The sequence below is a fragment of the Cupriavidus sp. HE11 genome, assembly GCF_056097175.1.
This window is the reverse complement of record NZ_CP184464.1, coordinates 988,594-999,875: the sequence shown is the minus strand read 5'-3', so window position 1 is coordinate 999,875 and position 11,282 is coordinate 988,594. Positions and strand designations below refer to the sequence as shown.

Below are 11,282 nucleotides of genomic sequence, written 5' to 3'. Positions count from 1 at the left end.
CGTCAGACGGCATTTCCAATCGGAGACGCGTAAATATAGCGCCGCGAGACCGGGAATGTGTCGGCGGGACGATTTGTCTTCTGGCACACCACCTGGTGCAACGACATGATGCTGTTGGTGAACGCGTGCTCGCAGCCGGCCATGTAGACGCGCCAGATGCGGTATTTCTTCTCGCCTACCATCGCACGGATCGCATCGGCATTCGTCTCGAAATTGTCGCCCCAGTGCCGCAGCGTCTGGGCATAGTGCCGGCGCAGCAACTCCACGTCGAAGGCCTCCAGCCCGCCCTTGGCCATGGTATTCAGCACCATGCTGATGTGCGGCAGTTCGCCCTGCGGGAACACGTAGCGGTCCATGAAGCCCGAGCCGTCCATCGGCACGGCGCCGCTGTCGGGGTCGGTGGCCGTGATGCCGTGGTTCATCGCCACGCCATCGTCCTTGAGCAGGTCGTGGATGCGGCCGAAGTAGCCGATCAGGTTGTCCTTGCCCACGTGCTCGAACATGCCGACGCTGGTAATGCGGTCGAACTGGCCCTGGATATCGCGATAGTCCTGCAGCCGGATCTCGATGCGGTCCTGCAGCCCGGCGGCCTTCACACGTTCGGTGGCCAGGTCGAACTGGTTCTGCGACAGCGTGATGCCCACGCACCGCGCGTCGAACTTCTGCGCGGCACGGATCACCAGCGCACCCCAGCCGCAGCCGATGTCGAGCAGGGTCTGGCCTGGCTGCACGCGGATCTTGGTCAGGATGTGGTCGATCTTCTTGAGCTGCGCCGTAGCCAGGTCTTCGGTGCCGTCCTCGAAATACGCGCACGAATACACCATGCGCGGATCGAGCCAGAGCTGGTAGAACGCGTTGGAAACGTCGTAGTGATACTGGATCGATGCCTTGTCTTCCGAACGGCTGTGCGTGAAGTGCTGCGCCACCTTTGCCAGGGCGCCCCCCGCACTGCGCGCGGCGGCGGCCGACAGGCCGTAGGCCATCTTGATGATGTCGGCCAGGTGGCCGTCGAGATCGATCTTTTCCTGGACGTATGCCTCGCCGAGGTTGTCCAGGCTTGGCGCGAGCAGCAGCGGAAGGGCCGAGGCCTCGCGCACGGTCAGCGTGACCTCGGGTTTGTCGAAGTTGCCCAGCTGGTACTCGCTGCCATTCCACAGCCGAAGCCTGACAGGCAGGTTGGCGTGCTCGCGCACGTCGGAGATCCAGCTATCGAGCTGCTTGTCGATTGCTTGCTTGAAGAACATGCGGCTTTCTCCCGATTGGTTGGTTATCCCTCTCGAATGAAATGCCCCACGGTCGGCTGCGCAGACTGCGTGGTGGGACGCAGCTCTGGCCTTGGGGGCGCACCGATGCATGGCCGGTGCGGCATCCCAACAACTTTACGCCAAATCCCCGAATTGTGCAGTGTGGGGCGCCGCAGTCAGTGCCTGTCAGAGCAGGCAGACATTGACTATGCAGCGATCATCACCCACGTTGTGCTGTATGCCGCGCGCAGGCTCAGGGCGACAGCCGGACGATCTGCCAGCTGCCGTCGGCCTGCTGCCGGAAGGCGATGCGGTCGTGCAGGCGCGAAGGGCGGCCTTGCCAGAACTCGATCCACGTTGGACGCAGGCGGTAGCCGCCCCAGTGCGGCGGACGCGGCGGGTTGTCGCCGAACTTGCTGCGGAAGTCGGCTTCGCGTGCCTCCAGCACGTCGCGGCCGGCCACCTCGCGGCTTTGTTCGGAGGCCCAGGCGCCCAGGCGCGAGCCCAGCGGACGCGATGCGTAATAGGCATCGCTCTCGGCATCGTCCACCTTCTCGACAATGCCTTCCACCCGCACCTGGCGTTCGAGCTGCACCCAGTGGAACAGCAGCGCCGCGCGCGGGTTGGCTTCCAGGTCCAGGCCCTTGCGGCTTTCGTAGTTGGTAAAGAACGTGAAGCCGTTGGCATCCATGCCCTTGAGCAGCACGATGCGCGCCGACGGCTGACCATCGGCGCCTACCGTGGCCAGCGTCATCGCGTTGGGTTCGGGCAGCTTGGCCTGCATGGCCTCGTCGAACCAGTTCTGGAACTGGCGGATCGGGTCGCCCGCCACGTCGGTTTCGGAAAGGGCGCTCAGCATGTAGTTGCGGCGCAGATCAGCGAGTTGGGTCATATCGCATATCGAAGAGTCGGGCCGCACGGGGACCATGCGGACCAGGATGCTTCGAGTATAGCGAATGCGCCGCACACCGCATTTGCGCCATGGCAAAGCGGCATCGTAGTTTTACTAGTCCGCGCGATTCAAGATCGCCAGTGGCTAGTCCGACAGTTTCGGCGCGGCGATCTTCTGCGTCTGGCGCCGCGAATAGTAGTTGGCCATGCCCATTGCGCCGGCCATCGACAGGAAGATCGGCAGCATGCCCAGTGCCGTGCCCACCACGCCGAACGTGAGCGGCCACACCACCTGGCTCGTATTGAGCACGGCGGAGCGCAGGCCCAGTGCCTCGCCGGCGCGGCCCGAGGGCGAGGCCGTGTGCAGGATGTTCATGACGTTGGGCTGGGCGCTGCCCAGCGCCAGGCCCAGCACGAACGCCAGGCTGCACATGAGCCAGAAATGCGACACGAACGGATAGACCACGTACGCCATCGCGCCCACCAGCAGCGCCAGGCGGATGATCTTCCATTCCGAGAAATGGCGCGACACCATCGGCATGGCAATCCGGATCGCCAGCGTGGCAATGGAGAACGCACCGAGCACCCAGCCGATCATCGACGGCGACAGGCCAATACGCGTGCCCTGGATCGGGATCAGGAACGCGTGCAGGTCCCACGCGGCGGACAGCACGGCGCTGGCGACGAACACGGCCCGCAGTTCGGGATGCAGGAGCAGGTCCAGCGTGGAATGGCGCGAACCGTCCTCGATGGCGATGCGGCCCGCGTTGCCGCCAGTGGCAGGCAGGCGCGGCCGTACATACTGCAGGCCGGCCTGGCCCAGCAGCGCCACGCCAACCAGGATGCAGAACGCGGTGCGAAAGCCCGCGTGCTCGATCGTATAGCCCATCGCCACCGGCCCGAGCGTGCCCGAGATGGACAGCCCCAGCGCATGCCACGTGTAGTTGCGCAGGCGGGTTTCGTTGGTCGACACCTGGCCGATCAGCAGTTGCATGGCTACCTGCACCAGCATGAAGCCCACGCCGATCAGCGCGCATGCCACGTATAGCGACGCAATGTCATGCCAGACCGCCGGCAGCAGCGTGCCACCCACCACCATCAGCGACCCGGCCGTCATCGGCAGGCGCGGGCCAATTTCGTCGATGCGCTTGCCGGCGCGAATCGCCAGGAACATCGGCAGCAGCGCATAGAGCGACATCAGGATGCCCAGCGTCACCGTGGAAGCCTTGAGCGAGATGGCAAATAGGGAAACGACGACACGACTGGCGTTGAACGCCACGTGGTTGCACACCGTCAGCGCGATCAGCCAGCTGATCGGGGGAACGGCGGCATGAGGCAACGTCATGGCAGGGGTGCGCGGGGGCGGCGAAGGTGGTTCGCGCCGCCGGCAAGGGTCTCCGATCCGGACAATAAGACGCGCGAAAAAGAAAATCAGTGCGGCCGGAGCCGCACCTTACAAGGCACCGCTGGCCAGGCTGGAACCCGGCAACCGGTGGCGTTGCGTGTCGTTGTTCATTAATTACTTGCTTAATCAACGACCAGTCGATTATGCGACTGTCAGTGGGATATGCACAACAACGGTGTAGAAGGGCGTGCCAAATCCGCAACACATTAGGTACACGTGTGTTGCGGATATGCCGATGTCGTCAGAGTGCAATGAGTCGAGGGAAGGGCAACTGCAGCGCGGGACCAACGCCTGTCCCGCTAGCCGCCCTGGTAAAGCTGCTTGTCGTTGTCCGGTCGCGACGGCTGTTGCACCGTGGGGCTGGGAATGCGGGGTCTGGTCGGCGGCGGGGCCGGTTCGCCGCGTGCGGCGTCCGACTTCGTGGGCGACTCCGGTATGGCCGGGCCGGCCTGCTGCTGGCCCTTCGGCGCGTCCGGTCCCTGGTAGGTCTTGCCCGGCGGCGGGGCGGTAGGCCGCTTCTTGAGATCCGCCAGCAGCCTCGCGCACTCGCTTTCGTCGCCGCCGCCCGAGACGTCGAGCAGCGGCACCACCATCGCCACTGGCGCAGTCAGGGCCAACGCCAGCGCACCGCCGGCGCGCAGCGCCAGGATGGCAATGTTCGGGCTGACCGACGGGTTCTTGAACGTGCCGCCCACATAGAGCGGCGAGCGCAGCGAGATGATGCGCAGCCCCTTCGAATCGGGATGGATCGTCAGCGCCAGGCGTTCGTCCTTGAAATCGACCGCGCCCTCGGTGGTGATGACGGCGTCCTGCGTGTCGAGCACGAAGGTCTGGGCCCGCGCGACGCCGTTCTGGAAGCCGAACGCGCTGACGCCGCAGTTGATCTGCACCGGCTTGTCGCCGAACAGCTTCGAAATCACCACGCTGCCCACATTCAGGCCGATGGCTTCGAGGATGAACTTGCTGACGGTGCCGTTTTCCACCAGCAGCCTGGCCTCGCCGTTCGACGATCCCATCAGCGCCGCCACCGAATTGCCGGTGGCGGACAGCTTGGCGCTGCCGTTCACCTCGCCGACGCTGGCGCGCGTGCTTTCCACCTTCGGGAACAGCTGCTTGATCTTCAGGTGCCGCGCGGTCATGTCGATCTTCGCGCCCATCGGTTCGCGCTTGCCGTCGAGCTCGATCGTCGATACCAGGTTGCCGCCGGCCATGCCGAAGTTCAGCGGGTCGAGCAGCAGTACGCCGTCGGTCAGCTTCAGGTGCGTGGTCAGGTCGGTGATCGGCAGGTCTTCATTGCGCACGATGCGCTTGCCCGTGAACTTCACGTCGGCGTCGATCTCGTCCCAGCGTTCGGTGCGGAACGGCGCCACCGGCAGTTTCCTGTCGGCCGGCTGCTTCACAGGGCTGTCCTTGGCCGCCTGGCCCGGCTTGGCACCGCCGCCGATCAGCGGCGCCAGGTCGGCGAACAGTAACTGCTTCGAGACCAGTTCGCCAGACAGCAGCGGGCGCGGCGAGCGCTGGGCAAAAGTGAGCGTGCCGCCCAGGTCGCTGCCGCCCACCTTGCCGGTGAAGTCGCGGTAGGTATAGGTCGATGCCCCCTTTTTCAGCGTGGCGACCAGCCGGCCGCGCGTTTCATACGGCGGGGTGGACGGCAGCACGATGCCGGTCAGGTTGTAGAGCGACGCCATGCTGTCGCCGGCCAGGGTCAGGTTCACATCGAGCGCGCCCAGGTGGGCCGGATTGGTCACCGTGCCTTCCATCGTGGCGTGGGTGGCGCCCACGCGCACATCGGCCTGTACCGGGTAGGGGGTGTCCACATCGCGCAGGCTCAGCACGGTGCCGGCCTTGCCGGTGGCATTGATGGTGGCCTGCTTGTAATGGCCCACGGCTTTCCAGCGGATGCCGTAGCGGTCGTCGTTGCCGGACTTGCCGCCCTTGTTGTCGTTGGTCCTGGCCTCGGGCGTCGATGCGGCGGAGCCCTGCGACGCCGCCACGGCCGAGGCGTCGGACGGCATCAGCGCGCCGTCGCGGGCCTTGTCATAGATGGCCTGGTCGCCGACGGTGTCCAGCGCTGCCTGCAGCTGGATCTTCTCGGCGGCATCGTCCAGCGCCAGGTTGCCGCGCTGGAGCACGACTTCACCCACGTCGAGGTGCCATTTGGATTTGCCGGAATCGGTCTGCGTGCGCAGATCGAAGGTCCAGTTGTTGCGCTTGTCGGCGAGCCGTTCCAGCCACACGGCGGGGCTGTCGACGACGATGGTGGGCACGTTGATCTCGTGGGCCAGCAAGGGCAGCGGGCGCAGCACGAAGATCAGTTCCCGGACCGTGCCCATGTTGGGCGCCTGGGCCCAGTCGGGGTTGCCCACGGAAATGTCCTTGGCCGACAACCGTGGCCATGGCACAAGCGTGCGCCAGCCGGTTTCCCCCTGGCCACGTTTCCAGGTGACGGTCAGGTCGCCATTGATGGCGAACGGGCGCCCGATCGATTCCGACACCTTGTCGTTGAGCCAAGGCTTGAGCCGGTTCCAGTCGAACGTCAGGATGATGACGACAAGGACCGCGATCAGCGCCAGCGGCGTGAACACGCTCCAGAAAACGATCTTGTGGCGACGCGAGGCGGGCATAAGGGGTGGACTCCTGGTAGCAGCCGTGCGGCGGATGAACCACTGCATTGGTAATTGTAGGGAGGCCAGCCGCAGGTGGTTGTCGGCCTCAGGCTGACATTGCGGTCGTCGGGATGCCTATTTGTTGCCCGTTTGCCGGGGCCGGATGAATTCCTGCGGGTGACATAAAATGCCGGCAGATTTAAGAATTCAACTATGACCATCACCCCTACGCCTTTGGCAGAGCAGGACCTGCCCGTGCCCCTGTCACACGAAAGCGCCGCCGACGACGACTACCATCGCCGGTTTGGCGGTGTGGCGCGCCTGTACGGCGCACATGGCCTGGCCAGGCTTGAGGCGGCCAATGTGTGCGTCATCGGTATTGGCGGCGTGGGCAGCTGGGCGGCCGAAGCGCTGGCGCGCAATGCGGTGGGGCGTATCACGCTGATCGACCTCGATCACATTGCCGCGTCGAACACCAATCGGCAGATCCATGCGCTGGGCGATGCCTACGGTCGGGCCAAGGTGGAAGCCATGGCCGAGCGCATCGTGGCGATCAATCCGCGTTGCCGCGTGACGCAGATCGACGATTTCGTGACCGAAGACAACGTGGCGGAATTGCTATCAGGCTTTGACTATGTGATCGACGCCATCGACGCCGTGAAGGTCAAGACCGCAATCCTGGGCTGGGCACGCCGCGAAGGCGTGCGCGTGATCACGTGCGGCGGCGCGGGTGGCCAGCTCGACCCCACGCGCGTGCGCATCGAGGACCTGGCCCGTACGATCCAGGACCCGTTGCTGGCGAAGGTGCGTGGCAACCTGCGCCGTCAGTGGGGTTTTCCGCGCGATCCGAAGAAGAAATTCGGCATCGAGGCCGTCTACTCCGACGAGCCGCTGCGCTACCCCGAGCCCGAACAGCAGGCGTGCGAGATCGATGAAGTGCCCCCCGCGCCGACGCGTGGTCCGCAAGGCCTGGCCTGCGCCGGCTTTGGGTCGTCGGTGGCGGTGACGGCGGTTTTCGGGTTCGTGGCGGCGTCGGCGGTGATCGGCGCGCTCGCGGCCGGCTAGGCTCAGGCGGCCAGCGTCCGCAGCAGGCCGCCGACGGCGGCCTCGTCGGGCGCCTGGTTGTCGAAAAAGATCAGTTCGGGATATTCGGCCGGGTCCGGCGAAAAGCGGCGGGCGCGGTAGGCGTCCCAGTGCGTGAGCTTGTAGGCGTCGTTGGGATTGGCGCGGCTGATGATGCGCGCGTGCGCCTCGTCTTCCGGCAGGTGCACCCAGACAATCTGCGTGCGCGTGCCGTCGGGCACATGCAGCCATTGCGGATCGGTCAGCAGATGCGCACGGATTTCGCGCGAGAGCGGGCCGATCACGATCACGCTGATGCCCAGCATCAGGTTCTCGCGTGCGGTATCCAGCAGGCCCTCGTATTCGGGGTCGCGCAGGTTGTCCAGGTACGCCGGGCTGTCGCGGTCGTTGGGGTCGCCGGTGATCGCGCGCATGGCGGCGGCACTGTAGCGCCCGTAGAGGGTGTCCTTGTCGAGCAGGCAGAACGGTTCGCCGGTGGCCTGCATCAGCGGGCCGATCAGGCGATGGGCGAGGGTGGTCTTGCCGGTACCGGCGTGACCGCAGAAGAAGATCAGTCGAGGCATGTCGGTGGCTTGCTGAACATCAGTCACTTGCCAGGGGCGCGAGGGTCAAGGATACCGTTCTTTGCGGAAAATCAGATCGAACGCTGGCGAAATCGGTATCCTTGCCGCTTATCTCAAAGAAAAGTCTTCAGATCCATGTCTGCAGCACAGAACCCCTACGACGGTCTTTCCTCGGAAGGCTTGCCAGACGAACTCCGCCTGGGCGAGCCCGTGACCGACGCCACGCACGCTGAATTCCTGCAATTGCTCGATGCCGTCGCCAAGTCCGACGATGCCGGCTTCCTGGCCGCCTACGACGAGTGGATCGCGCACACGCGCCACCATTTCGAACAGGAAGAGCAGTGGATGGAGGCCATGCAGTTCGGGCCGCGCTTCTGCCATACGAACGAGCACAAGGGCGTGCTGCAGGTGGTGCAGGCCGTGCGCGACAAGATCGCGCAGGAAGTGGAAGATCCGGAAGGCCCCGGCAAGGGCGGGCTCTCGCTGGGCCGTCGCCTGGTGGATGAACTGTCAGGCTGGTTCGACAATCATGTGAAGTCGATGGACGCGATGATGGTCGAGCATATGAAGGCCAACGGCTTTTCACTGATCGAGGCCCCGGCGGCCTGACGACGCCGTCCGGCAGGGAGAGGGGCGGCGCCGTCTCCGCGTCCTCTCCGCGCTTTTTCCGTAGCCTCTCCGACTACGGCTGCCTCTCAGTTCAGCGCCGTGCTCAGTTGCCGGCGCCATTTCGATACCACTTCTGGCGAATCGGCCATCAACTCGAACACCGACAACATTGTCTTGCGGCCGATGTCGTCTTCGAAGCCGCGGTCGCGGCGCACGATTTCCATCAACTGAACCAGTGCGGGTTCATACTCGCGGCGTGCGATCAGTACTTTCGCCAGATCCAGGCGCGCGGCCAGGTTGGCCGGGTCGGCTTCGACCTGCGCTTTCAGGTCGGCGCCGTCGGGCAGATCGTCGAGTCCCTTCATCGCATCCAGCCGGGTCCGCAGCGCGGCGTAACCGTCTTCCTGCGGTGCGCGCGGTGTCAGGCGGCCAAATTCCGCTTCGGCTGCGTCAATGGCATCGCCGTCGAGCAGGAAGCTGATATACGCCAGGCGATTCGGATCGTTTTCCGGATCATCTGCGAGCGCGGCCTGCCACGCTGCCCTGGCGCCTTCACGGTCGCCGGCTGCGGCCAGTGCCTGAGCGTCCTGCAAGGCGACCTCGCCTTCGCTGGGGGCCAGCGTGTCGATGAACTCGCGCAATTGCGATTCCGGTAGCACGCCTACAAACTGGTTGACTGCCTGCCCGCCGGCAAACGCCACCACGTGGGGAATGCTGCGGACGCCAAAGTGGCTGGCCAGTTGCTGGTTCTCGTCGACATTGACCTTGACCAGCTTCCACGTACCGCCGGCTTCGGCTTCCAGCTTTTCCAGCATCGGCCCCAGTGTGCGGCACGGGCCACACCAGGGCGCCCAGAAATCCACCAGTACGGGTACGGGGCTGTTGATGACTTCGGCTTCGAAGTTCTGCAGGGTGACGTCGCTCATGTTCTGCACCTTGGAATCGGGTTGGCCAGCACTGTGGCCGGATTTCACCATTGTGAGGACGAAGTCCCAAATTGCAACCGGCACGGACAGGCGCGCGGCGATGGGCGGGAAAACCTCCTGTTGAAAATAGAACGGTCGTTCAGTTATATTGTTTGACCAATACGCGGGGCCCACCTCGCGAGACACGCGATTTCCAGAAACTGGTCCCTTGAAGACCAACCGCAGGAGACACCATGACCACCACGCCCGCCCGTCCGCATTTTCAGTTCTGGCCCAAGCGAGTGCCGACCGAAATCGTGCTGCCGGAAACTTCGCTCTGGTACAACCTCGAAGTTTCGGCGCGCCGCTATGCGGACAAGGCCGCCATCCGCTACTTCGGCAACGCCATCACGTTCCGCGCGCTCGAGGCGCAGGCCACGGCAATGGCCGGCTGGCTGCAGCAGAAGGCGGGGGTGAAGAAGGGCGATCGCGTGCTGCTGTACATGCAGAACTGCCCGCAGTTCATCATCAGCTACTACGCGATCCTGCGTGCGGACGCCGTGGTGGTGCCGGTCAATCCGATGAACCGCGCCGAGGAATTCAAGCACTACATCACCGATGCCGGCGCCCGCGTGGCGATCTGCACGGCAGACCTGGCCGCCGGCGCGATGCAGGCCGACAGCGAACTGGCCGCCGACCAGCGCCTGCAGCATCTGCTGGTGACGCAGTACGCCGACGCGCTGCCGCCGTCGCACGAATTCCCCGAAGACGCCCCGCCCGCATGGCTGACCGCGCAGCACCCGCTGCCCGCCAATGCCACCCCGTGGGCCGAGGCACTGGCTGCGGGCCTGCAACCGGGGCCGCATACGGCAGGCCCCGACGACATGGCCGTGATGCCGTACACGTCGGGCACCACCGGCTTCCCCAAGGGCTGCATCCACACCCATCGTTCGGTGATGCATAACGTCATTGGCGGAGCCACGTGGTCGGGCAGCGGTGCCGAATCGGTGATCCTGTCGGTGCTGCCGCTGTTCCACGTGACCGGCATGCAGTACGGCATGAATGGCCCGATCTACACCGGCGCCACCGTGGTGATGCTGCCGCGCTGGGATCGCGAAGTGGCCGGGCGCCTGATCTCGCGCTACCAGGTCACGCATTGGACCAACATCCCGACCATGGTGATCGACTTCCTGGGCAGCCCGAACCTGGCAACCTTCGACGTCAGCAGCCTGCGCTATATCGGCGGCGGCGGCGCGGCCATGCCGCAGGCGGTGGCCGAGCGCCTGAAGACCCAGTTCGGCCTGAGCTACCTGGAAGGCTACGGCCTGTCCGAGACCATGGCGCCGACGCACAGCAATCCGTCCGAGCGCGCCAAGCTGCAGTGCCTGGGCGTGCCGACGTTCAACACCGATGCGCGCGTGGTGGACCCGGTTACGCTGAAGGAACTGCCGCCCAACGAGGTGGGCGAGATCATCGTGCGCGGCCCGCAGGTGTTCAAGGGCTACTGGGGCAAGGAAGATGCCACGCGCGACGCGTTCATCGAGTTCGAAGGCCAGACCTACTTCCGCACCGGCGACCTGGGCCGCATGGACGAAGACGGCTACTACTTCATCACCGACCGCCTCAAGCGCATGATCAACGCGTCGGGCTTCAAGGTCTGGCCGGCCGAGGTGGAAAACCTGCTGTACAAGCATCCGGCCGTGCAGGAAGCCTGCATCATCGGCACGCGCGACCAGTACCGCGGCGAGACGGTGAAGGCGGTGGTGGTGCTGCGCGCCGACGCCAAGGGCAAGACCCGGCCCGAGGACATCGTCGAATGGGCCAAGGAAAACATGGCCGCATACAAGTACCCGCGCGTGGTGGAGTTTGTCGATGCGCTGCCGAAGTCCGGTACCGGCAAGGTAATGTGGCGCCAGCTGCAGGAAGCGGAAAACGCGCGCCAGACGCCTGCCGCTACGGCTTGACCTGGGTGTCTT

9 protein-coding genes are annotated in these 11,282 nt (G+C 65.0%); 3 read left to right on the top strand and 6 right to left on the bottom strand.

The window, feature by feature from the left end; genetic code table 11:
• Positions 1–2 precede the first annotated feature (2 nt).
• From ACOABP_RS04655 to ACOABP_RS04640, 4 genes are all read right to left on the bottom strand, one after another.
• Positions 3–1,244 carry a class I SAM-dependent methyltransferase gene (locus ACOABP_RS04655; RefSeq protein WP_474227167.1) on the bottom strand — a complete coding sequence of 414 codons (1,242 nt, stop codon included), beginning with the start codon at positions 1,242–1,244 and terminating at the stop codon, positions 3–5.
• Between the two features lie 253 nt (positions 1,245–1,497).
• Positions 1,498–2,136, bottom strand: a complete 639-nt coding sequence (gene pdxH, locus ACOABP_RS04650) for a pyridoxamine 5'-phosphate oxidase (protein ID WP_474227166.1) — start codon at positions 2,134–2,136, stop codon at positions 1,498–1,500.
• A gap of 144 nt (positions 2,137–2,280) precedes the next feature.
• The gene (locus ACOABP_RS04645) at positions 2,281–3,537 is read right to left on the bottom strand and encodes an MFS transporter (protein ID WP_474227774.1); all 1,257 of its coding nucleotides are present in this window, start codon (positions 3,535–3,537) and stop codon (positions 2,281–2,283) included.
• A gap of 302 nt (positions 3,538–3,839) precedes the next feature.
• A complete protein-coding gene (locus ACOABP_RS04640) occupies positions 3,840–6,164 on the bottom strand; it encodes an AsmA family protein (protein ID WP_474227165.1) in 2,325 nt (774 codons plus the stop codon).
• 195 nt (positions 6,165–6,359) lie between these two features.
• Here ACOABP_RS04640 and tcdA point away from each other — a divergent pair, with 195 nt between their 5' ends.
• Positions 6,360–7,211 (top strand): tRNA cyclic N6-threonylcarbamoyladenosine(37) synthase TcdA, encoded by an 852-nt coding sequence (gene tcdA / locus ACOABP_RS04635; RefSeq protein ID WP_474227164.1) that lies wholly within the window; start codon positions 6,360–6,362, stop codon positions 7,209–7,211.
• Between the two features lie 2 nt (positions 7,212–7,213).
• Here the strand turns inward: tcdA and ACOABP_RS04630 are convergent, their stop codons facing one another.
• Positions 7,214–7,792, bottom strand: a complete 579-nt coding sequence (locus ACOABP_RS04630) for a P-loop nucleotide/nucleoside kinase family protein (RefSeq protein ID WP_474227163.1) — start codon at positions 7,790–7,792, stop codon at positions 7,214–7,216.
• Positions 7,793–7,927: 135 nt separating this feature from the next.
• Here ACOABP_RS04630 and ACOABP_RS04625 point away from each other — a divergent pair, with 135 nt between their 5' ends.
• The gene (locus ACOABP_RS04625) at positions 7,928–8,401 is read left to right on the top strand and encodes a bacteriohemerythrin (RefSeq protein WP_474227162.1); all 474 of its coding nucleotides are present in this window, start codon (positions 7,928–7,930) and stop codon (positions 8,399–8,401) included.
• Between the two features lie 86 nt (positions 8,402–8,487).
• Here ACOABP_RS04625 and trxA read toward each other — a convergent pair whose 3' ends face one another.
• Positions 8,488–9,327, bottom strand: coding sequence for a thioredoxin (trxA, locus tag ACOABP_RS04620; protein WP_474227773.1), 840 nt, complete (start codon positions 9,325–9,327; stop codon positions 8,488–8,490).
• A gap of 233 nt (positions 9,328–9,560) precedes the next feature.
• On the opposite strand from trxA, the gene ACOABP_RS04615 reads away from it, so the two are divergent.
• Positions 9,561–11,270, top strand: coding sequence for a long-chain fatty acid--CoA ligase (locus ACOABP_RS04615; protein ID WP_474227161.1), 1,710 nt, complete (start codon positions 9,561–9,563; stop codon positions 11,268–11,270).
• Positions 11,271–11,282 lie beyond the last annotated feature (12 nt).

What these genes read in the sequence shown, in the direction of transcription:
- tcdA (WP_474227164.1), top strand. Translation starts at nt 6,360, where the DNA reads ATGACCATCACCCCTACGCCTTTGGCAGAGCAGGACCTGCCCGTGCCC.
- ACOABP_RS04630 (WP_474227163.1), bottom strand. Translation starts at nt 7,792, where the DNA reads ATGCCTCGACTGATCTTCTTCTGCGGTCACGCCGGTACCGGCAAGACC.
- ACOABP_RS04625 (WP_474227162.1), top strand. Translation starts at nt 7,928, where the DNA reads ATGTCTGCAGCACAGAACCCCTACGACGGTCTTTCCTCGGAAGGCTTG.
- ACOABP_RS04640 (WP_474227165.1), bottom strand. Translation starts at nt 6,164, where the DNA reads ATGCCCGCCTCGCGTCGCCACAAGATCGTTTTCTGGAGCGTGTTCACG.
- pdxH (WP_474227166.1), bottom strand. Translation starts at nt 2,136, where the DNA reads ATGACCCAACTCGCTGATCTGCGCCGCAACTACATGCTGAGCGCCCTT.
- ACOABP_RS04615 (WP_474227161.1), top strand. Translation starts at nt 9,561, where the DNA reads ATGACCACCACGCCCGCCCGTCCGCATTTTCAGTTCTGGCCCAAGCGA.
- ACOABP_RS04655 (WP_474227167.1), bottom strand. Translation starts at nt 1,244, where the DNA reads ATGTTCTTCAAGCAAGCAATCGACAAGCAGCTCGATAGCTGGATCTCC.
- trxA (WP_474227773.1), bottom strand. Translation starts at nt 9,327, where the DNA reads ATGAGCGACGTCACCCTGCAGAACTTCGAAGCCGAAGTCATCAACAGC.